Source organism: Pseudoflavonifractor sp. AF19-9AC (assembly GCF_003478995.1).
Classification (GTDB): Bacteria; Bacillota; Clostridia; order Oscillospirales; family Oscillospiraceae; genus Lawsonibacter.
Genome location: NZ_QUGI01000003.1, coordinates 205,922 through 232,676, shown reverse-complemented (window position 1 = coordinate 232,676; position 26,755 = coordinate 205,922). Strand labels below are relative to the sequence as shown.

The following is a 26,755-nucleotide window of genomic DNA, read 5'->3' as shown; positions in this document are numbered from 1 at the left end:
GTGATATCCCATACACTATACAGGGAAAAGGGGAAGTGCGTCAATAGAAGCGGGGAAAATAAGGGGGAACGGAGCAGGAGGGGTGGCGGAACGGAGAGCGCTGTTGCGGGAGACACGGTTGTTGTGATAAAATAAACACAATATCTCCTCATAGAGGAAAAACGGCCCCATAGTATGGGCCCCAGAGAAAGAAAGGACGGCGGCAGAGATGAATGAACAGGAGCGCAGCGTACAGTTTCACATTCAGTGTGCCCAGGGAGAGGTAGGAAAGTACTGTATTCTTCCCGGAGATCCCGGCCGCTGTAAAGCGATTGCCCAGTACTTCAACAATCCGGTTTATGTGCGGACCAACCGGGAGTATGAGATCTGGAACGGTACCCTGCTGGATGAGCCAGTGAGCGTGGTGTCCACGGGCATCGGGGGACCTTCGGCGGCCATCGCCATGGAGGAACTGGCCAACCTGGGCGCCCACACCTTTGTGCGGGTTGGGACCTGCGGGGGCATTGCGTTAAAGGTGTGCAGCGACGATGTGGTGGTGGCCACGGGAGCGGTGCGTATGGAAGGAACCAGCCGGGAGTATGCTCCTCTGGAGTGGCCGGCTGTCCCGGATTTTCAGGTGGCCTGTGCTCTGACACGGGCGGCGGAAAATCTGGGGAAACGGTGGCATGCGGGCGTTGTACAGTGTAAGGATTCCTTCTACGGCCAGCATTCTCCAGGGCGGATGCCCGTCTCCTATGAGCTGGAGCAGAAGTGGGAGGCCTGGAAGCGGCTGGGCGTGCTGGCCTCTGAGATGGAGTCGGCGGCGCTGTTTGCAGTGGCCGCCTCCAGAGGTGTGCGGTGCGGATCGGTGTTCCATGTGATCTGGAATCAGGAGCGGGAAGCCGCCGGTTTAGACCAGAAGGAGTCCCATGACACCAGCGCAGCCATCCAGGTGGGCGTGGAGGCGCTGAAGCTGTTGATTGCAGAGGACCGAAAAGGGTAATAAAAAAACAGCCGCACATGCGGCTGTTTTTTTATTAGAAAATTTGGGCGGAGGCTCACAGAGAATTGGAGGCGGGCAGCGCGTACTTCTCCCGGTCCAGCTGAAACAGGGTGTTGAACTCGGAGGAATTGCCCTGATGCAGACTGTGGAGGTAGGAGTGGATGTCCTCCCGCACCAAGGTATCCCGCTGGGCATATTGGTGGAGAATGCGGACCGCGGCGTTGGAGCAGTGGTCGGAGATCCGTTCCAGGTTAATCAGAAGTTCCAGGAACTGGGTGCCCACCTCCACGGTGCAGGCCCCCGTTTTCAAGCGCTCCACATGGCGGTCCCGCAGAGAGGCGGTGAGCAGATCCACCACTTCCTCCAGGGGCTCCACTTGGAACGCAGCGTGGACGTCGTGGAAGCGGTAGGCAGTCATGGTCAGGTCCAGGGCTTCGCCGATGGCAGAGCACACGGTCTCCAGCTCCTTCTCTGCCACAGGTGAGAATGTAAGGCCCTTTTCCTGTACAATGGTAGCCGATTCCGAGAGATTGACGGCATAATCGCCGATGCGCTCGAAGTCTGACAGGGCGTGGAGCAGGTCAGAGACCAGATCGCTGTCTTTTTCATCCAGAGAGTGGCGGGAGAGCTGCACCAGGTATTGATCCAGCGCTCCCTCCATGTGATCGATCATATTCTCCTGCTCGTTGAGCTTTTCCAGCTGCCGCTCGTCATAGTGGGACAGCAGCCCCACAGCCAGTCGGTAATTGTCCCGGGCCAGCTCCCCCATTTTGATTGCCATAGTCCGGGCGCGCTCCAACGCCACCGAGGGAGTGGACAGAAAGCGGGGGTCCAGAACGGTGGTGACGGAATCCGAGCCAGAGTCGGGAATGGTCAGCTCCACCAGACGCACCAGCTGGCGGTTGAAGGGGAGGAGGAGCAGGGTGCAGACGATGTTGAATAGGGAGTGGAGATTGGCAATGGAGCCGTAGTCCATAGTGGCGTCCCAGAAGGGGAGAGGATAGATGGAATTGACGCCGTACAGAACTACCAGAAAGACCAGGGTACCGATGACATTGAAGTAAAGGTGGACGGCGGCGGTGCGCTTGGCGTTTTTGGTGGCGCCGATGCTGGAGAGAATGGCGGTGACGCAGGTGCCGATGTTCTGGCCCATGATGATGGGCATGGCAGTGGCAAAGGTGACTACACCGGAGGCGGAAAGGGCCTGGAGAATGGCCACTGAGGCGGTGGAACTCTGAATGAGGGCCGTGATAGCAGCTCCCACGGCGATCCCCAGAACGGGGTTGGAGAAGCGCAGGAACAGCTGCTGGAAGGCCTCCAGCTCGGTAAGGGGAGCCAGGGCATTTTCCATGGACTTGATGCCGATAAACAAAAGACCGAGGCCGATGAGAATCTGGCCCACCGTTTTTTTCGTGCCCTTATTGAAGAAGGAGAAGAAGAGAATGCCCAAAAAGGCCAGGATGGGACCCAGCATCTCCGGCTTGAGCAGGGAGAGCAGGAGATTTTCGTCGGACAATCCGCCCAGCCGCAGAATCTGGGCAGTGATGGTGGTGCCGATGTTGGCGCCCATGATCACACCCACGGCCTGGCGCAGCTTTAAAATACCGGCGTTGACGAAGCCGATACACATGACAGTGGTGGCAGCAGAGGAGTGAACCATGCCTGCTACCACCGCACCCAACAGAACTCCTTTTAAAATGTTGTCCGTCAATCGCTCCAGCATGGAGGCCAGCTTTCCGCTGGTCAGCTTTTCCAGACCGGAGGTCATGGTGGACATTCCGAATAAGAAGGTAGCCAGCGCACCCAACAGGGTGATGACGTCCTGAATGTTCAAAACAGCTTCCTCCCTTTGGCACTCACACCAAACGTCTTAACAAAATCTTAATGTGTTAAGTAAATTATATAATGAAATAGGGGGGAGGAAAAGCCCTGGAAACCGGTTTTGTAAAATTTTTTTGAAAAAGGGAGTTTCTTCCTGGAAAAGAGAAAAAGAGGGGGAAAAGAAAGAAATAAAATTTGTGCAGAAAGTGTTGAAATATTGCATATTTGTCACCGGGAGTACAATGCTGCGTGGGAAAATGGGGATAGAGAAGTACAGAGAAGAGAGAGCCTGAAAAGGGAAAGGAATTGACAAATGCCGCCCAATCCGATATACTGTTTCTCGACATGTGATATGAGTTTTGTACAGAGTATCCATGCAAATATTTCTTCTGACCACCCAATCATGGGTTAAGGCCATACGGACAGCCGGGTCAACTGCCGAAGGCAACTGAGATGTTGCCATTATTGATTGAGTTAAAAGCTCAATTTTATAAGTTGGTTCTTTACACTGTGGGCGAAGCGCCTGTAGAACCATGCATCAACTTGTAAAACGGTCAATAAAGAGTAGTAAAAGTAAGTATTTGCTATATAGACTCTGTATAAAAGCGAAAGAGCGCAGAACGGCTGCGGCCCGATTGTGCCGATGGGGGAGAGGTGTCTTCCGCCTGCGGACAAGTGGGACCGGGCGGTTATTGGCGGCTTTCCAAGAGACGGTTTACAGGTAATGTGTGGTTTGCACATTACCTGTTTTTTGTTGGCAGACGGAGGAGACTCCGGGCCGCTGGGAGGAATGGTGGAAATGGGAGACAAACTAAGACTGTACGGCTTCAACAACCTGACCAAGGCACTGAGCTTCAACATTTACGACGTATGCTACGCCAAGTCTGCCCGGGAGCAGAGGGACTACATCGCCTATATTGACGAGCAGTATAACTCCGAGCGTCTGACCAGCATCCTTACCAACCTCACCGACATGATTGGGGCCAAGGTGCTGAACATTGCCAAGCAGGACTACGAGCCCCAGGGGGCCTCTGTGACCATTCTCATCGCCGAGGGCTCTATGATCCCGGCGGGGAAGACCCAGCTGGCTCACCTGGACAAGAGCCATGTGACGGTGCACACCTACCCGGAGTACCATCCGGAGACCAGCCTGGCCACCTTCCGGGTGGACATCGATGTGGCCACCTGCGGGGAGATTACCCCCCTGTCCACCCTGGACTACCTCATCGGGTCCTTTGACTCGGACATCATCACCATGGACTACCGGGTGCGGGGCTTTACCCGGGACCTGAGCGGCAAAAAGCTGTTCATGGACCACACCGTCACCTCTATCCAGGACTATATCAACCCCGAGACCCTGCGCCGCTACGACGCGGTGGACATCAACGTCTATGGGGCCAACCTGTTTCACACCAAGATGATGGTCAAGGACATTGACCTTCAGAACTATCTCTTTAAGACCGACGTGTACGAGCTCCCGCCTCAGACCCGGCTGGAGATCATGAACAACCTGCGCCGGGAGATGATTGAGATTTTCAGCGGCCGCAATATCTACTGAGGAGAGGACCAAACATGAAGGAGCTGGACCAGACCAGGGCGCCCATCTATGAGGCTCTGGAGGAGTTTCGAAGAATGCGGGTGGTGCCCTTTGACGTCCCCGGTCACAAGCGGGGACGGGGCAATCCGGAGCTTGCCCGCCTGCTGGGGGAGACCTGCGTCAGCATGGATGTAAACTCCATGAAGCCGCTGGACAACCTGTGCCACCCGGTGTCGGTCATCCGGGAGGCGGAGGAATTGGCCGCCGAGGCCTTCGGGGCCGCCCACGCCTTCCTCATGGTGGGGGGCACCACCAGCGCCGTGCAGAGCATGGTGCTGTCGGTGGTGAAGCGGGGGGAGAAGATCATCCTGCCCCGCAACGTCCACCGCAGCGTCATGGGAGCACTGGTGCTGTGCGGAGCCATTCCGGTCTATGTAAACCCGGAGTGCGACGACCGGCTGGGCATCCCCCTGGGCATGCGCCTGGAGGAGGTGGAGCGAGCCATCCGGGAGAATCCCGAGGCCAAGGCCGTGCTGGTGAATAACCCCACCTACTACGGCATCTGCTCCGACCTGCGGGGCATTGTGGAGCTGGCCCATCGGCACGGTATGCTGTGTCTGGCCGACGAGGCCCACGGCACCCACTTCTACTTCCACGAGGACCTGCCTGTCTCCGCCATGGAGGCGGGGGCGGATATGGCTGCGGTGTCCATGCACAAGTCAGGGGGCAGCCTCACCCAGAGCAGCCTCTTGCTCACCGGGCCCGGCGTCCATCCGGGTTACGTCCACCAGATCATCAACCTGACCCAGACTACCAGCGCCTCTTATCTGCTGCTCAGCAGCCTGGATATTGCCCGGCGCAACCTGGCCCTCCGGGGCCGGACGGAGTTTGGCCGGGTCATGGACATGGCCCGGTACGCCCGGGCGGAGATCAACGCCATCGGCGGCTATTATGCCTTCGGCCGGGAACTCATCAACGGGGGCAGCGTCTACGACTTTGACGAGACCAAGCTGTCGGTGAACACCCTGGATGTGGGCCTGGCCGGCATCGAGGTCTATGACCTCCTCCGGGACGAGTACGACATTCAGATTGAGTTCGGCGATCTGGGCAATATTCTGGCCTACCTGTCCATCGGAGACCGGCCCCGGGAGATCGAGCGGCTGGTGTCCGCCCTCAGCGAGGTGCGCCGCCGCTTCGGCAAGAGCAAGGCGGGCCTCATGCGCCAGGAGTACATCGAGCCCCAGGTGGATGTCTCCCCCCAGGACGCCTTCTACGCCGACAAGGAGTCCCTGCCCATCGACGAGACGGAGGGCCGGGTGTGCAGTGAGTTTGTCATGTGCTATCCCCCGGGCATCCCCATTCTGGCTCCCGGCGAGCGGATTACCCGGCAGATTCTGGACTACATCCACTACGCCAAGGCCAAGGGCTGTTCCATGACCGGGCCGGAGGACGCAGACATCCTCCGCCTGAACGTATTGAAAGGAGCGATTTGACCCACTATGGATCTCTGGTTTTCCGAGGCCCACTCCCCCGACGTGAAGCTGTCCATCCGGGTGGACAAGCAGCTTTACAGCGGGCAGAGTGAGTTTCAGCGCATTGACGTGTTCCACTCCCCGGAGTTTGGCCGCTTCCTTACCCTGGACGGCTATATGATGCTCACCGAGAAGGACGAGTTCATCTACCACGAGATGATCACCCACCCCGCCATGGCGGTCCACCCCCATGTGCGGGACGTGCTGGTCATCGGAGCGGGAGACGGGGGCGTCATCCGGGAGCTGTGCCGCTATGACGACGTGGAGCACATCGACATGGTGGAGATCGACCCTCAGGTGGTGGAGGTGTGCCGGGAGTACCTGCCCAAGACCACCTGCTCCCTGGACGATCCCCGGGTCTCCATCCACTACGAGGATGGGCTGAAGTTCATCCGCCGGAAGGTGGACTGCTACGACCTCATTATCGTGGACTCCACCGACCCCTTCGGCCCCGGCGAGGGCCTCTTCACCCGGGAATTCTACGGCAACTGCTCCAAGGCCCTGCGGGAGGACGGCATCATGGTCAATCAGCATGAGAGCCCCTTCTACGACGAGGACGCGGTGGCCTGCCAGCGGGCTCACAAGCGGATTGTGGAGTCTTTCCCCATCGCCAAGGTGTACCAGGCTCACATCCCCACCTATCCCTCCGGCCACTGGCTCTTCGGCTTTGCCAGCAAGAAGTACCACCCCCTGCGGGATCTGGATGAGAAGCGGTGGAACGAGCGGAAGCTGCCCTGCTGGTACTACACCACCACCCTGCACAAGGGCGCCTTTTATATTCCCGCCTATGTAGAGGAGTTATTGAGACATGTTGAAGCCGCAGATTGATGTTTATATGGGCTGCGATGCCCCCTGGGAGGAGGCGAAGACGGTGCTCTTCGGAGCGCCCTTTGACTCCACCACCTCCAACCGCCCCGGCACCCGCTTCGGCCCCTCCGCCCTGCGGCGGGAGTCCTACGGACTGGAGCTTTACAGTCCCTACCAGGACAAGGACCTCTCCGACTGCGCCGTGCTGGACAGCGGAGACCTGGAGCTCCCCATGGGCAGCTCGGTCCTGGCTCTGGAGGAGATTGAGGCCCGGGCGGCGGAGATCCTCTCCGCTGGCAAGCGGCCCTTCCTGCTGGGCGGGGAACATCTGGTGACTCTGGGTGCCTTCCGGGCCGTGTTCAAGCAGTACCCCGACGTGCACATCATCCACTTTGACGCCCACGCCGACCTGCGCCAGGAGTACTTGGGGGTGGAGCTCTCCCACGCCTGCGTGCTGCGCCGGTGCTGGGACCTCACCGGGGACGGGCGCATTTTCCAGTTCGGCATCCGCTCCGGGGACCGCTCCGAGTGGCAGTGGGGACGGGACCATGTGACCACCCATCCCTTCGATTTGGAGGGCTTGGAGGAGCGGGTGAACGCCCTTGGTGACAAGTCTGTTTACTTCACGGTGGATTTGGACGTGCTGGACCCCTCGGTCTTCCCGGGCACTGGTACGCCGGAGCCCGGCGGGGTGTCCTTTGAGGCGCTGCGGCGGGCGGTAACCCTGGTTTGCAGCCGCTGTAACGTGGTTGGCTGCGATGTCAACGAGCTTTCGCCCCCCTATGACCCCAGCGGCGTGTCCAACGCCGTGGCGGCCAAGATCGTGCGGGAAATGCTGTTAGCCTTGGATACAAGTAAAAATACTTCACACTAAAATATGGGAGGAATTGGAAAATGGCAAAGGTTTTAATCATTGGCTGCGGCGGTGTGGCCGGGGTGGCCATCCACAAGTGCTGCCAGAACAGCGAGGTTTTTGAGGAAATCTGCATCGCCAGCCGTACGGTGAGCAAGTGCGAGGCTGTGAAGGCTCAGCTGGAGGGCAAGACCAAGACCAAAATCACCACTGCACAGGTGGACGCCGACAAGGTGGAGGAAGTGGTGGCTCTCATCAAGAAGGTGCAGCCCGACCTGGTGATGAACATCGCCCTGCCCTACCAGGACCTGACCATCATGGACGCCTGCCTGGAGTGCGGCGTCAACTATATGGACACTGCCAACTACGAGCCCGAGGACATCGACGACCCGGAGTGGCGCGCCGTCTATGAGAAGCGGTGCAAGGAGGAGGGCTTCTCCGCCTACTTCGACTACTCCTGGCAGTGGGCCTACAAGGAGAAGTTTGAGAAGGCCGGCCTCACTGCCCTCCTGGGCTCCGGCTTCGACCCGGGCGTCACCCAGGCCTACTGCGCCTACGCCCAGAAGCACCTCTTCGACCAGATCGACACCATCGACATTCTGGACTGCAACGGCGGCGACCACGGCTATCCCTTCGCCACCAACTTCAACCCCGAGATTAACCTCCGTGAGGTATCCGCCCCCGGCTCCTATTGGGAGAACGGCCACTGGGTGGAGATCCCCGCCATGTCCATCAAGCGGGAGTACAACTTCGACCAGGTGGGGGAGAAGGACATGTACCTTCTGCACCACGAGGAGATCGAGTCCCTGGCCAAGAATATCCCCGGCGTTCAGCGCATCCGCTTCTTCATGACCTTCGGCCAGAGCTACCTCACCCACATGAAGTGCCTGGAGAATGTGGGCATGCTGTCCACCACTCCCATTGACTACGAGGGTCACCAGATTGTGCCCATCCAGTTCCTGAAGGCCCTGCTGCCCGACCCTGCCTCTCTGGGCCCCCGCACCGTGGGCAAGACCAACATCGGCTGCATCTTCACCGGCAAGAAGGACGGCAAGGAGAAGAAGGCCTATATCTACAACGTCTGTGACCACCAGGAGTGCTACAAGGAAGTGGGTTCCCAGGCCATCAGCTACACCACCGGCGTGCCCGCCATGATCGGCGCCATGATGCTGGTGACCGGCCAGTGGAACAAGCCCGGCGTCTACACTGTGGAGGAGTTTGATCCCGATCCTTACATGGAGGCCCTCAATAAGTGGGGTCTGCCCTGGCAGATCGAGGACAACCCGGTGCTGGTGGACTGAGGCATGGAGCAGCTGCGCACCCCCTATTTTCTGGTGGATGAGGCTCTGCTCCGCCGGAATCTGGAGATTTTGAAGGACGTGCAGGAGCGGGCGGGTTGTAAAATCCTTCTGGCTCAGAAGGCCTTCTCCATGTTCGCCTGCTACCCCCTGATTTCGGAGTATCTCTCCGGCACCACCGCCAGCGGCCTCTACGAGGCCCGGCTGGGGCGGGAGCACTTCCCAGGCGAGGTCCATGTGTACTCCCCCGCCTACCGGGAGGAGGAATTCGGGGAGCTTCTCCAGTACGCCGACCACTTTGTATTCAATTCTCCCCGGCAGTTGGAGAAGTACGCCGCCCGCGCCCGGGCGGCGGGCAAGCAGATGGGCCTGCGGATAAACCCGGAGTGCTCCACTCAGGAGGGCCACGCCATCTACGACCCCTGTGCCCCCGGCTCCCGACTGGGGACCACCCTGGAGAATTTCCGGCCCGAGCAGCTCTGCCTGCTGGATGGCCTTCACTTCCACACCCTGTGTGAGCAGAATTCCGATGACCTGGAGACGACCCTCCGGGCCTTTGAGGAGAAGTTCGGCCCCTACCTCAAGGGGCTTAAATGGCTCAACCTGGGGGGCGGCCACCACATTACCCGGGCGGACTACGACCGGGAGAAGCTCATCTCCCTGGTAAAGGGCCTGCGGGAGCGGTACGGGATGGAGGTCTACCTGGAGCCCGGGGAGGCAGTGGTCCTGAACGCCGGCTTCCTGGTCACCTCCGTGCTGGAGACCCTCCACAACGGCATGGATATCGCCATTCTGGACACCTCCGCCGCCTGCCACATGCCCGACGTGCTGGAGATGCCCTACCGCCCGCCGCTTAAAGACAGCGGGCAGCCGGGGGAGAAGGCCTGTACCTACCGCTTGGGGGGCCCCACCTGCCTGGCGGGGGATATTATTGGGGACTACTCCTTCGACCGTCCCCTTCAGGAGGGAGACACCCTGGTCTTTGAGGATATGGCCCTCTACACCATGGTGAAAACCAATACCTTCAACGGCATGCCTCTGCCCGCCATTGTCTGGCGCAATACGGCAGGGGAACTGAGCGTTGTCCGGCAGTTTGGCTACCAGGACTTTAAGGAACGTCTGTCCTGAACGATTCTTAATAAAGCATAAAACGGTGGATCTTCCATGGGGAAGGTCCACCGTTTTTTACAAAACAGAATTGTGAAGTGAACTTCATATTTTTCTTGAAGTGAGGAAGGCACCGTGATAACATGAAGCTAACTTCATAAGAAGTTTACTTCACATATTGAGAGGTGGTGGGCTATGAAAACCAGGGTAAAAGAATTGCGTACCGCGGCAAAGCTGACCCAGCAGCAGTTGGCGGAGCTGGTTCATGTCTCTGCCCGGACCATTATTTCCATTGAAAAGGAACAGTGCAGTCCCTCCCTGATGCTGGCCTACCGCATAGCCCAGGTCTTCGGCGTGACCGTAGAGGAACTGTGCTGTCTGAAAGAGAACAAGGAACTGGAGGATCAACAGTATGAAAATTTATAATCGCAAAGGATTTGCGTGGGGGCTGTTGTGGACGGCCTTGAGCGGCTGGCTGCTGATCCACTCGGTCCTGGCGCCGGAACCGGAGCCGGAAGAGCAAATCAAGAACATCGTGGTGGGGATTATCCTGCTGCTGGTGGGATTGAACGGGCTAAGCCGGGCGTTCTCTCGAAAGGCGTCCCGGGAGGACTACATTGAAGAGAAGGATGAGCGCAACCAGCTCCTGGCCCTGAAGATAAAGGCCAGAACCCTGGATGTGATGATGGCGGCCATCTGCGTTCTGGCGGCGGCAGGCCTGGGGGGCTATATCCTTACAGGAGAACTGGCGTGGGGGTGTCTGTTCTTTGGCCCTTTTCTGCTGACGGGTGTCTATTGGATTTCAGGGATGATTATCGCCGTGCATTATGAACGTCACAGCTGAACAGAACGCATCCAGTCTTATAACAGATAAATTGCGCCGGGAACCAAGCTGGTTCCCGGCGCAGTTTGTTGTTTATGAATGTACGTTTTGTTCCTCTTGTTCCTCAATACGGGAAGAGGCCTTCCGACGGCGGTAAATCAGCCAAGCAAATGCCAGCAAAACCACAAGTCCTGCCCCGCCCAGCACAAAGACCAGGGGGGAAAGTCCACCCTTATCCAGCAGGACCACCTGCCCCTGAACCGGGGCCTCCAGCACCAGATAGCTTCCGTCCAGTGTGCTCTCGGCCCGGACCCAGGAACCGTCCTGATAGAGGGCGGCCGCAGGATGTTCTGCTCCATCGGTGCGCAGACGGAGGGTAACCGTGTCCGACTGGCTTCCGGTGACGGTGTAGTTCCAGGCGGATACCGGCTGGGCGTCCACAGCGTCCCGGCCGGGGAGCTCAGCCTGGGTGACGGTCAGGGCTGCGTCCGGGGCGAAGGTCCCCTCCACCAGTAGCTGGGCCACGCCTTCCCGGTCGGCCAGGGTGGAAGTTGGGGAGGCAAACTGCGCCTCGATGACCCGGGAGCGACGGAGATTCGTTGTGGAAAACTGGGGCCACTGGCCAAATTCTCCGTTTCGCTCCGGGGCCTGGGGCACCTTTGTGAGGTCCAGGTCGGCCCCATAGGCAAAGGGCACCTCGGCCACGATCCTGCCATCCACTTTGAACTGATAGGAGAAGGTGAGAAAATCCTCCGGAATACCGGACAGCTGGGAGAAGGCATCAAAGTCCAGTCCCTGGGCCAGTCCGGCCCGGTCTACGCTGTCCAGCCCGGCCAAATCCTCGAAGAGATAGAAGTTGTCGCTCAGCTCGCCCTCTGCCTGACCGGCGATGGCGCCCAGGTATTCGCCCTGGCTGTCCGCCTGCACCATGCTTCGGCAGGCACTGATGTCCTGTCCCAATCCGGCGATTCCGCCCAGCCAGCTCTCACCGGTGAGGTCCACCAGAGCGGCGCACCGAAGGATTTTGCCCCGGGTCCGTCCGGCAATGCCGGCGCAGTAGTCGCCGGTTACCTCCACACTACCCCGGGCGGCGCAGTCCAGAATGGCACCTACCTCGCAGCGCCCGGCCACGCCGCCGCCGCACTCGTTCTTGACTGTCACACTGCCGTTAAAGCGGCAGTCCCGGACCACACAGCGCAATGTGGCGTACACATCGCTCAGCAGCTCCAGGTCTCCGAAGTCAAAGGTGGCCTCTGGGTCGTCTCCCAGCTCAGGGGCGGCGGTGCCGATGATGCCGCCCACATTGGTGTCACCGTTGACCTGGGCGGTGCAGGTGCACTCGGCAATGAGGCCGGGCCCCTCCTCCACCTGGTCGGTGAGGTCGGTGATGGTGAGCTCCGGCTCCTTTCCCAGATCGGCGATGGCCTGGCGGACCCCCTCCAGATGGTCCAGCATGGCCTGACTGGAGCTGTGGATGGCTTGGCGGTCCTCCTTGGCCCATTGGGTCATCTGGTTGGCCTGGTTCTGGATGATGGTGAGCTGAGCGTCAATCTCATCCGCGGCATCCTGCACCTGATCCCCCAGTGTATCCGTATAGTCTTTCAGCAGGTCCCGTATTTTAGCGGAGTCCCCGCTGATGGCATCCACATCCTTCTGGATGTCGGAAGAGACGCTGGACCACAGCTCCAGCAGGGAATCCAGTGCATCGTAGAGCTGATCTAAACTCTCATCAATCTCTTTGCCGGTGTCTTTCATGGAACTGGAGAGGCGCTTATAAATATCGGCCCACTGTCCCGGCAGCTTTGCCACCAGCTGAGCGATCTCATGGTTGGCCGAGGAAATGGCGCTGAGGTGTTCTCCCAGCTTCAGGGTGGGGAAGGGGAGCTGAAGGGCTTCTTCAAATCGGCCCTCCGCCACCAGAGCGGCAATCTGGGCAATGTACTCATTCAGCTGGTCAATCTCCTGCCCCATGGCCTGCCTTTGAGTGCGGATGACCTGAAGCTGGGCACGGATGCCGGATACGGTGCGCTCCATCGCGGAGATGGAGTCCCGGATTCCGGCGTCCGCTTGAGAGAGCAGCGTCTGCAAATCGTCCAGCAGTTGGTCGGACTGGTCCAGAACGGTCTGGAGTTCTTTCTCTGCGTCCTGATTGAACCGGTCCAGGTGGTTGCGGAGCTGAGTCAGATTGTCGTGAATGGAGGTCGTATAGCCATAAAGCTCGTCGGACATGGCTTGAAAGTCAGCGTGGCCCTGGCTGCCGGTGGAGTGGGTTTTGTCCTGAATGGCGGAGAGGGCGTCGTGGATGACCTGGGCATCCTCGATGCCCCGGACGGCCATGGCATCCAGTGTCTCAGTGAGAGTGCTCAGTTCATCCAGCAGACCGCCCAGACTGTCACTGAGCGCCTGGACGGGAGAGTCGCTGTAGGTGAGGGTGGTGCTGGGCTCGAACTGTCCCACGATGCCGCCCACATCCTTTCGGCCCTGAATCCGGCCGGTGTTGGAGCAGCGGAGGATTTCCCCTGACTGCATCCCGGCAATGCCTCCCATGTTGTAGCCCAGATGGGGATAGCCCACCGCGCCGGAGTTGGAGCAGCCCTGGATGGTACCTCTGGAAAGCCCGACGATGCCGCCCACGTTGGTGGGGATCTCCTGGTTGGCCTGGGGATTGATGGATCCAGAATTGGAGCAGGTATCTAGGGTGCCCAGGTTCTGCCCGGCAATTCCGCCGGCGTTGGTGACACCAGTGACCTGAGTGTTGCTGGAGCAGGCAGAGAGGAGGCCCTCTTCTCCATTCAGACCCACCAGACCGCCCACATTTTCCTGACCGGACACGGTGCCCTGGGCGGAACAGCGGCGGATGGTGCCGTAGTTCTCGCCGGCCAGAAGACCTACGGAGGAGGCGGTACCCTGGGGCTCCAGAGTGCCCGTCACCGTCAGGTCTTCCACCACGGCGCTCTGGGTGAGGGTGCGGAACAGGCCCACTTTGGAGCCCTTATCGGTGTAGGAAACACCGGAAATGGTGTGCCCGTTGCCGTGGAAGATGCCCTGGAAGATGGGGACCGGAGTGCTGCCGCTCTGCGACAGGTCCAGGTCGGCATTCAGCTCTACGGTCATCCCCTGGGACCACACGTCCCGGGTGCTGAGCCGGACAAATTCAGCCCAGTCCTCCGGGGAATGGATGGTGAATGATGCCTTTTCTGCCGCTGCGGGCAGAGTGAGAGAGGCGAGAAGGGCCAGACAGGTCAGCAGGGCCCAAAGACGCTTGACGCGGTTCATGGTGTGTCGTCCTCCTGTTCTCCAGGGAGTTTCCGCTCCTGATACTTGCTCTCGATGAGGGCGTCCACGCTGCCGTGGAGCACGCCCTTGAATTCGCCGTCCACGAAGCCGGAGACGTGGCCCCGGATGTGGCCATCCAGACGCATGGTGCCCTTGTTGAAGCGCTGGGCACGGTCCCGGTTGAGGGTGATGGCGGTGCGCTCAATGAGTGCATCACCCAGCATCAGCAGCTGGGGCAGCACCGTCATGACCAGCACAATGGAGGTGACAGTGCCCCGACCCAGGGTCTGGCCCACCGAGCCGATGGTGGCGTCGGTGGAGATGCCGCCGATGAGGAAGCCGGCCACTGCCATGATGGTACCCGAGGTGAGGATGGTGGGAAAGCTCTGGCTCAGGGCCTCCACCGCCGCCTGCTTCCGGTCCATGATGGTTTTCAGCTCCAGATAGCGGTTGGTGATGACGATGGCGTAGTCGATGGTGGCGCCCATCTGGATGGAGCTGACCACCAAGTAGCTCAGGAAGAACAGGTTCGTTCCGGTGAGCACAGGCACCGAGAAGTTGATCCAGATGGAACCCTGGATGGTAAGGACCAGCAGAATGGGCAGGCCTGCGGACTTGAAGGTGAAGAGCAGAATCACCATGACAAACAGGGCGGTGAGAATGCTGATCTTCATGTTGTCTCCGGAGAAGGAGCTGGCCAGGTCGAAGGCGTTGGTGGAGTTACCCACCAGGATTACCTGGTCCCCATAGTAGTCCTGGGCAATGGCGCGGATCTCATCCAGCAGGGCGTAGGTGTCATCGCCTTCGGTGGGGACGTCGGCCACAAAGACCAGGCGGGACCAGTTTTCACCCCGCAGCTGCTCCAGACCGATGTCCAGCTGCTCCCGCAGGTCCTCTACCTTGTCCTCCTGCTCTCCGGTGAGGCTGACCACTCCCTTGTCCTTCTGCTCCAGAAGGAACTCGAACACATCAATGAGGGGAACGGAGTAGTCGTCCGGATTCTGGAAAATGGCCCCGTACTCCTCCACGCTGAGGCCGTAGGCCTGGTACAGGAGCCGGGCCAGCTCGATGTCCACTCCGGCCAGCTCCGAGAACTGTCTGGGATTCATCTGGTCGGTGAGCATCCAGCCGTCCTCCACCTCCTGGTTGGCAAGGCCGGTGGCCTGGGAGATCTGGGGCAGCTGGGATACTCGTTCCAGAATAAGCCCTTCCTTCGTATAGTCACCCCGGGGGACCAGCACGGCAAGGGTATTCTTCTGGCCGAAGGTATCGGCCACCTTCTCGTCGGCGATGCGCCAGTCGGGCTTATTGTCAAAGTCGGTGTCGTTGGCGTCAAAGACGTAGTCACAGTGAGAGGACAGTACCGCCCCCACCACCACAACCACCAGGAAGATAGGGGGGAGGATGTAGCGCAGCCGGACCACCGCCTTGCCCCAGAAGTTGATCTTGGGCACCAGATTGCGGTGGCGGGTGCGGTCGATGGGCTTGCTGAAGAGCATCAGCAGGCCGGGCATGAGCAAAAACACGCACAGCATGGAGCACACAATGCCCTTGGACAGGACGATGCCCATGTCAAAGCCGATGCGCAGCTGCATGAGCATCAGGGCCACCAGGCCGGAGATGGTGGTGAGGCTGGAGGAGGAGATCTCCACAATGGCCTTGCTCAGGGCAGCAATGTCAGCCTCCCGGGGACTGAGACCATTGTCCCGCTCCTCCATGTACCGGTGGCAGAAGATGATGGCATAGTCGATGGCTAGGGCCAGCTGCAGCACCACGGCGATGGAGTTGGTGATGAAGGAAATGGTGCCGAAGATGAAATTGGTGCCCATGTTCAAAAGAGCGGCCGCCACGAAGACGATGAGGTAGACGGGCACCTCCATGTAGCTCTTGGAGGTGAACAGCAGCACCACTACAATGACCATTGCGGCGATGGCTAGGATGACAGTCATTTCCTTCTGAAGACTGGCGGACACGTCCCGACCAATCTGGGTGGAGGAGTAGACGTCGTAGCCCTCCAGTACCTGTAGGACCTGGTTGAGAGCAGCCTCGGTCTCCGGATCTGCCTCCTCTTTGTCAAAGGAAACGGTGAAGAGTGCGGAGGAGTCCTTATAGTGGGCATCGGTGTCGTCAAACTCCACCTGGGACACCCCGGGGACCTCGGCAATCTGCTCAGACAGGTCCAGAGCGGTCTCGTAAGAGACGTTGGACACCATGATGTTGGCAGTGCCCAGAGTGATGAACTCCTCCTCCATAATGGTAAGACCCCGGCGGGTCTCGGTTTGGGAGGGGAGGTAGGAGGTGATGTCGTTGTTGATCTGTACCTTGTGGATGGAGGCGGCGGAGAAGAGAACCACCGCAGTGAAAATCAGATAGAAGGCCTTTCGTTTGTCCACAATGAAACGGGCCAGCTTGGTCATGGGACTCTCGGTACGTGTTTCCTGAGTCATGGGTGACACCTCACTGAATGGGGATAAACTGCTCCAGGTTGGTCAGCAGGTGGCTGGCCGGGAGGGGATGGCTGTCGGTCAGCCACCAGCGGATGAGGCCCAGCATGGCACCGGTGTAGAAGTGGGCGGCCACCTGGGGATCCACTTGAGGGGAGAGCGAGCGGAACCGGGGCTCGGAGAGCAGGCGGGCCAGCTCCTGGGCGGCACAGTCCTCCAGAACGTGGACCTGTACGTCGGTTCCACTGGTGATGCAGGCCAGGTACAGCTTCCGGTGGGCGTCAAAGAAGTCAAAGACATTCCGGGCGGCCGTCAGCAAGTACTCCCGGGGGCTTCGCTCCGGGTCACGGGGCAGGCAGGTAGAGATGCACTGCTGCTCCAGCCCCTCCAGCAGATAGCGCAGCAGCTCCTGCTTGTCGGTAAAGTGGGCGTAAAAGGTGGTGCGGTGAACCATGGCCCGGGCGCAGATGTCCACCACGGAGATGTCCGGAAAAGGCTTCTCCTCCATCAAGTGGGCCAGAGCCTCCACCAGCAGCTTCCGGGTTTTGCGCTGGCGCAGATCCAAGTGTTCTTCCATGAGCTCTCCTCCAGAATTAAAGTAGGATCATCTTAGCATCAGAAACTACATGTGTCAAGATAATATACAAATGTAGATTAAACAAAGTGGGAGGAGATGAAATAGCCCCTTTTTGACCTTCGCAGCAAAAACGCCCCAAACACGGGGCGCGGAGCGGAGGAAAATAAAACCCGGGATGGACGCGTGAAGCGGTCCATCCCGGGTTTGGCAGGTAAATTCAGTTATGCCGGCTCTTCGGCGAAGTTTCCGGTGTAGAGGCGGTAATAGGTGCCCTTCTTGGCAATGAGCTCGTCGTGGGTACCCCGCTCGATGATGCGGCCCTGGTCCATGACCATGATGCAGTCGGCGTTGCGAACCGTGCTGAGTCGGTGGGCGATGACAAAGGTGGTCCGCCCGGTCATCAGAGCGTCCATACCGTCCTGGACCAGCTTCTCCGTGCGGGTGTCGATGGAGGAGGTGGCCTCATCCAGAATGAGCACCGGGGGGTCGGCCACGGCGGCCCGGGCGATGGCCAGCAGCTGACGCTGGCCCTGGCTCAGGTTGGCGCCGTCGCCGGTGAGCATGGTGTCGTAGCCGTCAGGCAGGCGGCGGATAAAGCCGTCGGCGTTGGCCAGCTTGGCGGCGGCCATACACTCCTCATCGGAGGCGTTCAGGTTGCCGTAGCGGATGTTTTCCATGACCGTACCGGTAAAAAGATGGGTGTCCTGAAGGACGATGCCCAGGGAACGGCGCAGGTCGGGTTTTTTAATCTTGTTGATGTTGATGCCGTCATAGCGGATTTTGCCGTCGGCAATGTCGTAAAAACGGTTGATGAGGTTGGTGATGGTGGTCTTGCCGGCGCCGGTGGCGCCCACGAAGGCGATCTTCTGGCCGGGCTTGGCCCAGAGGCTGATGTTGTGGAGCACCAGCTTGTTTTCGTCGTAGCCGAAGTCCACGTCGTCAAAGACCACGCCGCCCTCCAGCTTGGTGTAGGTAATGGTGCCCTCCGCCTTGTGGGGGTGCTTCCAGGCCCAGACGTTGGTGCGCTCCGCGCTCTCCACCATCTGGCCGTCAGCATTCTCCTTGGCGTTGACCAGTTCCACGTAGCCGTTGTCCTCCTCAGGCACCTGATCCATGAGGTCGAAGACACGCTGGGCGCCGGCGGCAGCGGTGACCACAAAGTTGACCTGCATGCTGACCTGGGAGATGGGGTTGGTGAAGCTCTTGTTCAGGCCCACGAAGGTGATGACCGTGGCCAGGTCCACGCCGGCCATGTTGTTGTTGATGGCCAGAATGGCACCGACGATGGTGACCAGTGCATAGCTCAGCCAGCCGATGTTGGCGTTGATGGGCATGAGCAGGTTAGAGTAGCGGTTGGCCAGATTGGCGCTCTGGCGCAGTTCCTCATTTACCTTGTGGAAGTCTGCCATGGCGGCTTCCTCATGGCAGAAGATCTTGACCACCTTTTGGCCGTCCAGCATTTCCTCAATGAAGCCGTCTACTTCGCCCAGGGCACGCTGCTGTTTGATAAAGTACCGGCCGGACAGGCGGGTGAAGTTTTTGGTGACGGCCAGCATGACCAGTGCAGTAAGGACCGAGATGACAGTAAGGGCGGGGCTAAGTACGAGCATGGTTACCAGTGTAGCGACCATGGTGATGCCCGAATTAATAATCTGAGGGATGCTCTGGCTGATCAGCTGACGCAGGGTGTCCACGTCGTTGGTGTAAACCGACATGATGTCGCCGTGAGCGTGGGTATCAAAGTACTTGATGGGCAGAGCCTCCATCTTGTGGAACAGGTCGTCACGCAGACGGCGCAGGGTACCTTGGCTGATGTTAACCATGATGCGGTTGTAGGCGTAGGAGGCAATGACGCCTACCACCATGAAACAGCACAGCTGGATAACGTCCTGGAGCAGGCCGGAAAAGTCTTGAGAGCCGCTTTCCAGCATGGGCTCCAGATAATTGCGGATCAGGGTCTGGGGGAAGGTGGCTGATACCACGGTACACACGGCCGAGACCAGGATGCACCCAATCACCAGGGTGAACAGATATTTATAATAATGAAGCATGTAGCGGAGGACCCGATTCAAAACAGCCGGGCCGTCTCCTTGCCTCATACGGGAATTCATGGGTTCAATCCTCCTCTCAAGCGGGCTGATCGAAGTCGCCGCCGCCCTTGACCTGAGACTCGTAGATCTCTTGGTAGATGGGGTTGGACTTCAGCAGATTTTCGTGGGTATCAAAGGCGTTGATGCGGCCGTTGTCCAGAACCAGAATGCGGTCGGCACCCTCCACACTGGAGATCCGCTGGGCGATGATGATTTTGGTGGTTCCAGGAATCTTTTGGGCGAATGCGGCCCGGATTTTTGCGTCTGTGGCGGTGTCTACCGCGCTGGTGGAGTCGTCCAGAATGAGGACCTTGGGCTTTTTCAGCAGAGCGCGGGCGATGCACAGCCGCTGCTTCTGGCCGCCGGAGACGTTGTTTCCGCCCCGCTCGATGCGGGTATGGTAGCCGTCGGGCATGCGGTCGATAAACTCGTCGGCGCAGGCCGCCCGACAGGCCTCGATGCATTCCTCTTCGGTGGCATCGGGGTTGCCCCAGCGCAGGTTTTCCAGGATGCTGCCGGAGAAGAGGGTGTTTTTCTGAAGTACCACAGATACCTGGTTGCGCAGGGACTCCATATCGTACTGCCGCACGTCCACGCCGCCTACGCATACCGAGCCCTCGTCCACGTCGTACAGCCGGCAGATAAGGTTGACCAGACTGCTCTTGCCCGAGCCGGTACCGCCAATGACGCCGATGGTTTCACCGGAGCGGATGTGCAGGTCAATGTCGGACAGGGCATTTTTGCCGCTGCCGTGCTTATAGGAGAAATTCACGTGATTGAAGTCGATGCTGCCATCGGCCACCTCGTGAATGGGCTGCTCAGGATTGTGCAGGTCAGGAGTTTCGGTCAGTACCTCCTGAATTCGACGAATGCTGGCCATGGACATGGAGATCATGACCACTACCATGGAGAGCATCATCAGGCTCATGAGCAGAGACATGATGTAGCTATATAAGCTGGTGAGGTCAGTGGTGGCCAGGGTGTGATCCACTACAATGTAGTGAGCACCCAGCCAGGATACCATGATAATGCAGAAGTAGACAGCCAGCATCATGGCAGGGCCGTTGAAGGCCAGAAGGCCCTCTGCCTTGACGAAAAGACGGTACAGATTCTGGGAGGCGGAAGAGAACTTTTTGTTCTCATAGTCCTCCCGGACGAAGGCCTTGACTACCCGGATAGCGGAAATGTTTTCCTGAACGCTGGCGTTCAGATCGTCGTACTTCTGAAAGACCTGGTTGAAGATTTTCAGTGTCACTACCATGATAGCGCCGATAACCACCAGCAGAAAAGCCAAGGCGATGAGGAAGGTCAGGCTGAGCTTTACGTTAATGATCATGCACATGGCAAAGCTGAAAATCAGGGTCAGGGGGGAGCGCACCGCAATGCGGATGACCATCATGAAAGCCTGCTGCACGTTGGTGATATCGGTGGTCATGCGGGTCACCAGACCGGGGACACTGAACTTGTCAATGTTGGAAAAGGAGAAGGTCTGGATGTTGGCATAGATGGCCTCGCGAAGGTTAGCTGCCAGGCCGGAAGAGGCGCTGGCGGCAAAGCGGCCGGCAACCGCTCCGAAAATCAGACTGAGCAGCGCCATAACCACCAGAATGGCACCGTAGCGGTACACGGCAGGCAGATAGCCGGTTTCCAGGCCTTCCGCCAGCAGACGGGTGGTAATAAAGGGAAGCAGGATTTCCATGATGACTTCCAGCGTCGTCAGGCCGATGCAGAAAAAGGTATCCCGCTTATACTGTTTGAGTTGTTGTAGGACTTTCTTCACAATCTTCACGCCTCCTGGAATCGTTTGGGGAATTGGTGTGTACAGACAGGTTCTGAATCATTTTTTTCTGCAGCCGGTCCAGCTCCTGCAGTTCCGCATCGGAAAAGCCCTCGTAGACCTGATCCCAGGCCTTATGGACGGCCTGGTCCAGAAAGTGTCTTGTCTGAGCTCCCTTTTCCGTGCCGAACAGGAGTTTGCGGCGTTCGTCCGCCGCACAGGGCTCCACCCGGACATAACCTGCCTGGCGCAGCTGCTTGAGAATACGGCACAAGGTTGCCTTGGAAAAGCCGAATTCCCGGTGGATGTCGGTTAGAGAGGTGCCCTTGGCAGAGTGGCTGAGAATGAAGAAAAGCATGTGTGCCTGCGATGCTGTCAGCCCTGCCTGGGACACCAGCTGGTCGGTGAGCAGTTCCGTCCGAATACTGATCCGCCGATTTTCCAGGGCCAGCGTTCGCCGGTCAGTTTTCACGTTGGTTCACCTCTTGTTTCACATTGGTTCGAATGAGAACTGTTTTGTACGTTACGTTTTATAGCACAGATGGGCTTGTATGTGAAATTCAAATATGTTATCATCGATAAAAAGCTTTTATTGATTTATGTTATTGCACAGAATCTGATGCAGTGAAAGGAGGCCTTTCCGTGAACACCACACAATTGGAATGTTTTTTGTCGGTGGCAAATTTTCTGAACTTTTCCCGGGCGGCGGAGCAGCTGCGGATTACCCAGCCGGCGGTGAGCCACCAGATTAACACCCTGGAGGATGAGCTGGGGACCAAGCTGTTTTTCCGCACCAGCAAGAGCGTCCGGCTGACCCCGGCCGGGCATCTGTTTACCCAGTATGCCGGGGAAATTTTAAAGCTGACCGGCCTGTCCAAGGCGCGGGTGAGTGAGTGCCAGGAGACCCTTCCCCAGCGGATGGGAATTGGCTGCCGCAATTTTCTGGAGCTGCGGCTGCTGCGGTCGGTGCTGGAGCCGCTGCGGCTGGAGATGCCCAAGCTGCTGCCGGTGCTGCGGCTCATTCCCTCGACCTCCATGGAAAATCTGCTGGCGGAGGACGACATTCAAGTGTTTTTCTCTCTTCAGGAGGCTGCGCCCAAGCGGGCCGTCTACCGGGAGATCAAACGCTGCCCGGTGGTGTGTGTGTGCAGCCCCGGGCATCCGCTGGCCGCCTATGAACAGCTTACCGTTGAGCAGCTGAGGCAGGGAGGAGTCATTGCCACCTGTCCGCCGCCCATCTATCCCCAGGCGCTCTTCCCGCTGCAAAATCAGATCGTGGGAGAGCGGGGCCCGGATCAAATGCTCTTCTGCGACAGTATAGAGATTGTCTATACCCTGGTGGAGGCGGGATATGGCTTTGCCATTATGACCGACCTGCCTCCGGCCCGGGTGCCGGGCCTTCGCTATATTCCCATTCCCCAGTTTGATCCCCTGTCCTTTGGGGTGGTGTATCGGGGGGATGGCCTCAGCCCGGCACTACGTCTCTTCCTGTCGATTCTGCAGGAGCAGATGGAGGACAAGTGAGAGAATGGGGCTTATGCGGATGGAAGCCAGTGAGCCTCCCTGAAAAAAGAAGAATGCCGGGGGATAAGCTAAGAAGTATTTGTGGAATAGATACAAATCTGCTATAATAAAAAGAACAAATCTACCGAGAGATTGGCCGGACCTGACCCATTTCCACAAGATGGAAATGTGGTTGGATACCGGGGCGCGGGTTGGTTCCAAGAGAGAAAGGATGGATGTCCGAAATGGCCGCAAAGACGCTTTATACGGTGATCGTTGCCGACGACGAGGACGAATTGAGGGAAGCTGTCTGCACCATGATTCCCTGGGAGGATTATGGCTTTCGTTTGGTTGGAAATGCCAGCAACGGGCTGGATGCTCTGCAGCTGGTGGAAAAGCATGAGCCGGATCTGCTGCTGACCGACATCCGCATGCCGTTTATTTCGGGCATCGAGCTGGCCCGGCAGGTGCGGGAGGTGCGTCCGGCCACCAACATTGCGTTTCTCAGCGGCTATGACAGCTTTGAGTACGCCAAGCAGGCCATTCAGTATAACATCATCAGCTATATGCTCAAGCCTCTGACCATGGAGGGACTGGCGGCGGAGCTGCGCAATATCCGGCAGAAGATCGACGATCAGTTTGCCCTCTTCCGGCAGGCGGTACCGGAGATGGAGCGGCCGGACCATCGGGCGGCCATGCTCATGCCCCTGGTGCTGGACGAGTATGCGGAGCCGGAGGAGGAAGCACGGCTGGAGGAATACGGCCGGCAGTGCGGTCTGCTGCGGGACAAGGATGACCGGCCCTGCTACACGGTGATGGTCTCTGCCCTGCTCAGCCAGGAGGGGGATGAGGGGACCACTCCGTCCTTTGTGGCGTCGGTGGATACGCTGGCGGCCAAATACCTCCGGGGCGTCAGCTTCTTTGCCTTCGGCAAGGTGATTACCGTGCTCATGGGAAACCGGTCAGATTTCGAGGAGTATCTGCACATTCTGGCCGACGAAATCCCCCAGATGACCCAGCGCGTGCTGGGGAGAGGCTGCCGCATCGGGGTCAGCCGGCTGACCAACACCCTGACCGGCCTGCACGGGGCCTACCGGGAGGCCATGGAGGCCTTCCGCCAGAGCGACGGAAGCGAGGGCAGCGCCCAGTTTGTCAGTGACCTGGAGCCGGCGGTCAAGGGGGGGAGCCTGCTGTGCAAGCGGGCGCTGGACACCCTGGACCAGCACTATATGGATGCGGACCTGTCCCTGGTTTCCCTCAGCAGCATGCTGGACGTGAGCCCCAACCATCTCAGCGCCTGTATTAAAAAGTATGCCGGTGAGACATTTATCAACATCCTGATCCGCAAGCGAATGGAGGCCGCTCGGGAGCTGCTTTCCGACTCCGCCTTGAAGATTCAGGACATCTCCCAGCGGTGCGGCTATACCGATCAGCACTATTTCAGCTACTGCTTCAAAAAGTACTGCGGCGAGTCACCCAACGCCATGCGCCGCCGTCTGGAGCAGGCAAGGGCAGGTGATAACCGTTGAAGGGCGTAAAGTCCAGAGGCGGTCTGCGCATCACGGCGATTCTGGTGACCATGGTGGTAGGCGTGGTGGCCATTATCCTGTGCTGCTGCATTCTGCTCTTTTTGAACCGCTACCGCAGCGCCATCGTGCAGAACGCCCGGACCAGCAGCGCCCAGGCGGTCTCTCAGGTGTCCAATACGGTCAGCAACTATCTGCGGGATATGAACCAGGCCATGGGGCTGGTGGAGCAGTCCATGCTGGAGAGTGCGGACAGCCGGGACGAGCTGCTGGGCGCATTTTTGAAGTTCCGGCCCGATGTGGTGGCGGTGACCAGCTATTCTCCCAACGGTGCGCTGCTGGATTGCTGGTCCCCCGGCCGGGAGCCCAGAGAGACCATCTATCAGAATCTATCCTTTGATCTGAACAAGGCCCGGGCCAAGGGGGCGCCCTATATGACTGCCCCCCACGTGGAGACCATTTTTGAGAGCTACTACCCCTGGGTGGTGACCATGACTGCGCCACTGGCACCGGGGGGAGAGGCGGCCTGGGTGTCCCTGGACCTCAGCTTTTCCAGTATTTCCAGTTACATCAATAACGTGAGTATCGGCCAGCGGGGCTACTGCTTCTTGATGGACAGCGACGGAAACATCGTCTACCATCCCCAGCAGCAGCTGCTTTATTCCGGCCTGAAATCGGAGAATACCGCCGCCCTGGCGGCCCTGAAGGACGACGTCTATGTGGATGATACAGTCATTTACTGTGTGACCAGCGTGGAGGGGAGCGACTGGCGGGTGGTGGGCGTCAGCTATGTGGACGAGCTGGTGAACCGGAACGTCCAAGATATGATTCGCCTGACCTGCGTGCTGGCGGTGGTGGTGCTGGCGGCGGCTCTGCTGGCCAGCTGGCTGCTCTCCCGACTGCTGGGCCGCCCTCTGCGGGGGCTGGCCTCCGCCATGGAGAGCTTTGAGGCGGATGCCGACCACTTCTCCTATCATCCGGTGGGCGGCACCCGGGAGGTGCAGGAGCTCTCCGACTCCTTTGGGCACATGGTGGTGCAGATTCAGCAGCTCATGTCCACCGTGCGTGAGGAGGAAGTGAACCTGCGGAAAACCGAGCTGAAGGCCCTGCAGGCTCAGATCAATCCCCATTTCCTCTATAATACCCTGGACTCCATCGCCTGGATGTGTGAGCAGGGGCGCAATGCCGACGCGGTAAAGATGGTCCATGCCCTGGCCCGCCTCTTCCGCATCAGCATCAGCAAGGGGCATGAGCTCATTCCCATTGCCAAGGAGATCGAGCACGCCGAGAGCTATCTGCAAATCCAGAAGTACCGCTATAAGAACCAGTTCACCTATGATTTTCAGGTGGACCCGGAATGTCTGGACTACTACTGCAATAAAATCACCCTTCAGCCCATTATTGAAAACGCCATCAACCACGGTTTGGACCTGATGGTGGATGAAGGACACATCCAGGTGACGGTGGGCCAGGACGGGGATGACATTGTGTTCTGTGTTCAGGACAACGGCGTGGGTATGAGCGAGGACCAGATCGTGTCCATCATGCGCCGGGGTCCCAAGGACCGCACCGGCATCGGAATCAAGAACGTCAATGACCGGCTGAAAATCTATTTTGGCAAGGAGTATGGCCTGCATATTACCAGTGAGCTGGATGTGGGGACCAGCGTGGAAATCCGCATGCCGAAAATCCGGGAGGGAAGCTATGAAACGAAATAGAACTGCTGCCCTGTGCTGTGCGGCATTGCTGCTGCTGGGGCTGAGCAGCTGCGGGACGGACACGGCTTCCTCCACCCAGCATGTGGTGACCCTGGTTTCCAAGTCTACCCAGACGGAGTTCTGGCTTTCCGTCTTTGCCGGGGCGGAGGCCGCAGCCACAGAGTATAACGTAAAGCTCAATATCGTCGGTCCGGAGACGGAGGAGGATTACAAGACCCAGAATCAGATGGTGGCCGATGCGGTGGCCCAGGGGACGGAGGCTCTGGTGTTTTCCGCCATTGATTACGAGAACAATGCTGACGCCGTGGACGAGGCGGCGGGCAAGGGCGTGAAAATCGTGGCCATCGACAGCAATGTGGACTCTTCTGCGGTGAGTACCTATATCGGGACAGACAACTATGCTGCCGGACAGATGGCGGCTCGGGCCGCATTGGAGCGGGTGAAGGGCCGTCTGAAGGTGGGCATCATCAATTACGACATCAGCAGTGCTAACGGTCAGGAGCGGCAGCGGGGGGCTGAGGATACCTTCCGGGAAAGCGGACGGGCGGAAGTGACCGCGGTCATCAACACCCTGGCAGAGGCAGGACAGGCCCAGAAGGACACCGAGGCTTTGCTGAACGAGCATCCGGAAATCGACGTGCTTCTGGCTTTCAACGAGCCCACCAGCGTGGGTGCAGCCCAGGCGGTGGAAGTCCTTGGTCTGTCAGAACAGGTTTTTTTGGTGGGCTTTGATTCCAATGTGTTGACCATCGACGGTCTGCAGGAGGGAAGCGTGGACGCCCTTGTGGTGCAGAACCCCTATGCCATGGGCTACCTGGGGGTGGAGAGCGCCTACAAGCTGCTGTCCGGCCAGGGGGGCGGCCTGGAGCAAACAGTGGACACCTCCACCCGGATTGTGGACCGGAGTAATCTGTTTTCCATCGACAGCCAGAAGGCTCTGTTTGCCTTTGAACAGCGGGAGGATTGAGCAATTCGCACAAAAAAGGGAGGGTGTATTTTTACATAACGATAGATTCGCATAATTTTTTGCCCTCCTTTCGGTGAATTTTCACCTTGTATTCCCGCTATATTTCCACTAACATTA

The 26,755-nt window shown here is 58.8% G+C and carries 21 protein-coding genes; 14 read left to right on the top strand and 7 right to left on the bottom strand.

Annotated features, from left to right (window positions below):
* Window positions 1–208 precede the first annotated feature (208 nt).
* A complete protein-coding gene (udp, locus tag DWX58_RS06700) occupies window positions 209–982 on the top strand; it encodes a uridine phosphorylase (RefSeq protein WP_118642241.1) in 774 nt (257 codons plus the stop codon).
* Between the two features lie 55 nt (window positions 983–1,037).
* On the opposite strand, the gene DWX58_RS06695 is transcribed toward udp, so the two are convergent.
* Entirely contained in the window at window positions 1,038–2,816 is a 1,779-nt protein-coding gene (locus tag DWX58_RS06695; RefSeq protein ID WP_118642239.1) for a Na/Pi cotransporter family protein, read from the bottom strand.
* 52 nt (window positions 2,817–2,868) lie between these two features.
* Between DWX58_RS06695 and DWX58_RS15345 the strand changes: the two genes are divergently transcribed.
* The 9 genes from DWX58_RS15345 (at window position 2,869) to DWX58_RS06655 (ending at window position 10,781) form a co-directional block, all read left to right on the top strand.
* On the top strand, window positions 2,869–3,096 hold the full coding sequence (locus DWX58_RS15345) for a hypothetical protein (RefSeq protein WP_147382245.1): 228 nt from the start codon (window positions 2,869–2,871) through the stop codon (window positions 3,094–3,096).
* Window positions 3,097–3,593: 497 nt separating this feature from the next.
* The gene (speD, locus tag DWX58_RS06690; RefSeq protein WP_347559158.1) at window positions 3,594–4,361 is read left to right on the top strand and encodes an adenosylmethionine decarboxylase; all 768 of its coding nucleotides are present in this window, start codon (window positions 3,594–3,596) and stop codon (window positions 4,359–4,361) included.
* A 14-nt stretch (window positions 4,362–4,375) separates the two neighbouring features.
* A complete protein-coding gene (locus tag DWX58_RS06685; protein ID WP_118642237.1) occupies window positions 4,376–5,833 on the top strand; it encodes an aminotransferase class I/II-fold pyridoxal phosphate-dependent enzyme in 1,458 nt (485 codons plus the stop codon).
* Between the two features lie 6 nt (window positions 5,834–5,839).
* Window positions 5,840–6,700: a polyamine aminopropyltransferase gene (gene speE, locus DWX58_RS06680; RefSeq protein ID WP_118642235.1), complete on the top strand. Its 861-nt coding sequence runs from the start codon at window positions 5,840–5,842 to the stop codon at window positions 6,698–6,700.
* Window positions 6,681–7,553 (top strand): agmatinase, encoded by an 873-nt coding sequence (gene speB / locus DWX58_RS06675; protein WP_118642232.1) that lies wholly within the window; start codon window positions 6,681–6,683, stop codon window positions 7,551–7,553. Before speE ends, speB begins: the two co-directional genes overlap by 20 nt.
* Before the next feature lie 20 nt (window positions 7,554–7,573).
* Entirely contained in the window at window positions 7,574–8,833 is a 1,260-nt protein-coding gene (locus tag DWX58_RS06670) for a saccharopine dehydrogenase family protein (protein ID WP_118642230.1), read from the top strand.
* A 3-nt stretch (window positions 8,834–8,836) separates the two neighbouring features.
* Window positions 8,837–9,958 carry a carboxynorspermidine decarboxylase gene (gene nspC / locus DWX58_RS06665; protein ID WP_118642228.1) on the top strand — a complete coding sequence of 374 codons (1,122 nt, stop codon included), beginning with the start codon at window positions 8,837–8,839 and terminating at the stop codon, window positions 9,956–9,958.
* Between the two features lie 174 nt (window positions 9,959–10,132).
* Window positions 10,133–10,363 (top strand): helix-turn-helix transcriptional regulator, encoded by a 231-nt coding sequence (locus DWX58_RS06660; protein ID WP_118642226.1) that lies wholly within the window; start codon window positions 10,133–10,135, stop codon window positions 10,361–10,363.
* Window positions 10,350–10,781, top strand: coding sequence for a hypothetical protein (locus DWX58_RS06655; protein WP_118642224.1), 432 nt, complete (start codon window positions 10,350–10,352; stop codon window positions 10,779–10,781). Before DWX58_RS06660 ends, DWX58_RS06655 begins: the two co-directional genes overlap by 14 nt.
* A gap of 72 nt (window positions 10,782–10,853) precedes the next feature.
* On the opposite strand, the gene DWX58_RS06650 is transcribed toward DWX58_RS06655, so the two are convergent.
* The 6 genes from DWX58_RS06650 to DWX58_RS06625 all read right to left on the bottom strand — a co-directional run bounded on the left by DWX58_RS06650 (window position 10,854) and on the right by DWX58_RS06625 (window position 21,396).
* Entirely contained in the window at window positions 10,854–14,036 is a 3,183-nt protein-coding gene (locus DWX58_RS06650; protein ID WP_118642222.1) for a GLUG motif-containing protein, read from the bottom strand.
* On the bottom strand, window positions 14,033–16,483 hold the full coding sequence (locus DWX58_RS06645) for an MMPL family transporter (RefSeq protein WP_118642220.1): 2,451 nt from the start codon (window positions 16,481–16,483) through the stop codon (window positions 14,033–14,035). The genes DWX58_RS06650 and DWX58_RS06645 overlap by 4 nt, the downstream gene beginning before the upstream one ends.
* A gap of 10 nt (window positions 16,484–16,493) precedes the next feature.
* Window positions 16,494–17,057: a TetR/AcrR family transcriptional regulator gene (locus DWX58_RS06640; protein ID WP_118642218.1), complete on the bottom strand. Its 564-nt coding sequence runs from the start codon at window positions 17,055–17,057 to the stop codon at window positions 16,494–16,496.
* A 221-nt stretch (window positions 17,058–17,278) separates the two neighbouring features.
* Window positions 17,279–19,168 carry an ABC transporter ATP-binding protein gene (locus tag DWX58_RS06635; RefSeq protein WP_118642216.1) on the bottom strand — a complete coding sequence of 630 codons (1,890 nt, stop codon included), beginning with the start codon at window positions 19,166–19,168 and terminating at the stop codon, window positions 17,279–17,281.
* A 16-nt stretch (window positions 19,169–19,184) separates the two neighbouring features.
* Window positions 19,185–20,927, bottom strand: coding sequence for an ABC transporter ATP-binding protein (locus DWX58_RS06630; RefSeq protein ID WP_118642214.1), 1,743 nt, complete (start codon window positions 20,925–20,927; stop codon window positions 19,185–19,187).
* Entirely contained in the window at window positions 20,893–21,396 is a 504-nt protein-coding gene (locus DWX58_RS06625) for a MarR family transcriptional regulator (protein WP_243093293.1), read from the bottom strand. The genes DWX58_RS06630 and DWX58_RS06625 overlap by 35 nt, the downstream gene beginning before the upstream one ends.
* A gap of 170 nt (window positions 21,397–21,566) precedes the next feature.
* Between DWX58_RS06625 and DWX58_RS06620 the strand changes: the two genes are divergently transcribed.
* From DWX58_RS06620 to DWX58_RS06605, 4 genes are all read left to right on the top strand, one after another.
* The gene (locus DWX58_RS06620; RefSeq protein ID WP_118642212.1) at window positions 21,567–22,448 is read left to right on the top strand and encodes a LysR family transcriptional regulator; all 882 of its coding nucleotides are present in this window, start codon (window positions 21,567–21,569) and stop codon (window positions 22,446–22,448) included.
* Between the two features lie 224 nt (window positions 22,449–22,672).
* Window positions 22,673–23,956, top strand: a complete 1,284-nt coding sequence (locus tag DWX58_RS06615) for a response regulator (protein ID WP_118642590.1) — start codon at window positions 22,673–22,675, stop codon at window positions 23,954–23,956.
* Complete coding sequence (locus tag DWX58_RS06610) at window positions 23,953–25,671, top strand: sensor histidine kinase (protein WP_347559157.1); 1,719 nt, start codon at window positions 23,953–23,955, stop codon at window positions 25,669–25,671. Before DWX58_RS06615 ends, DWX58_RS06610 begins: the two co-directional genes overlap by 4 nt.
* Complete coding sequence (locus DWX58_RS06605; RefSeq protein ID WP_118642210.1) at window positions 25,658–26,638, top strand: substrate-binding domain-containing protein; 981 nt, start codon at window positions 25,658–25,660, stop codon at window positions 26,636–26,638. Before DWX58_RS06610 ends, DWX58_RS06605 begins: the two co-directional genes overlap by 14 nt.
* Window positions 26,639–26,755 lie beyond the last annotated feature (117 nt).

Excerpts from the sequence above, each read along its gene's own strand:
- udp (WP_118642241.1), top strand. The coding sequence starts at position 209 with ATGAATGAACAGGAGCGCAGCGTACAGTTTCACATTCAGTGTGCCCAG.
- speD (WP_347559158.1), top strand. The coding sequence starts at position 3,594 with ATGGTGGAAATGGGAGACAAACTAAGACTGTACGGCTTCAACAACCTG.
- DWX58_RS06685 (WP_118642237.1), top strand. The coding sequence starts at position 4,376 with ATGAAGGAGCTGGACCAGACCAGGGCGCCCATCTATGAGGCTCTGGAG.
- speE (WP_118642235.1), top strand. The coding sequence starts at position 5,840 with ATGGATCTCTGGTTTTCCGAGGCCCACTCCCCCGACGTGAAGCTGTCC.
- speB (WP_118642232.1), top strand. The coding sequence starts at position 6,681 with ATGTTGAAGCCGCAGATTGATGTTTATATGGGCTGCGATGCCCCCTGG.
- DWX58_RS06670 (WP_118642230.1), top strand. The coding sequence starts at position 7,574 with ATGGCAAAGGTTTTAATCATTGGCTGCGGCGGTGTGGCCGGGGTGGCC.
- nspC (WP_118642228.1), top strand. The coding sequence starts at position 8,837 with ATGGAGCAGCTGCGCACCCCCTATTTTCTGGTGGATGAGGCTCTGCTC.
- DWX58_RS06660 (WP_118642226.1), top strand. The coding sequence starts at position 10,133 with ATGAAAACCAGGGTAAAAGAATTGCGTACCGCGGCAAAGCTGACCCAG.
- DWX58_RS06655 (WP_118642224.1), top strand. The coding sequence starts at position 10,350 with ATGAAAATTTATAATCGCAAAGGATTTGCGTGGGGGCTGTTGTGGACG.
- DWX58_RS06650 (WP_118642222.1), bottom strand. The coding sequence starts at position 14,036 with ATGAACCGCGTCAAGCGTCTTTGGGCCCTGCTGACCTGTCTGGCCCTT.
- DWX58_RS06645 (WP_118642220.1), bottom strand. The coding sequence starts at position 16,483 with ATGACTCAGGAAACACGTACCGAGAGTCCCATGACCAAGCTGGCCCGT.
- DWX58_RS06640 (WP_118642218.1), bottom strand. The coding sequence starts at position 17,057 with ATGGAAGAACACTTGGATCTGCGCCAGCGCAAAACCCGGAAGCTGCTG.
- DWX58_RS06635 (WP_118642216.1), bottom strand. The coding sequence starts at position 19,168 with ATGAATTCCCGTATGAGGCAAGGAGACGGCCCGGCTGTTTTGAATCGG.
- DWX58_RS06615 (WP_118642590.1), top strand. The coding sequence starts at position 22,673 with ATGGCCGCAAAGACGCTTTATACGGTGATCGTTGCCGACGACGAGGAC.
- DWX58_RS06605 (WP_118642210.1), top strand. The coding sequence starts at position 25,658 with ATGAAACGAAATAGAACTGCTGCCCTGTGCTGTGCGGCATTGCTGCTG.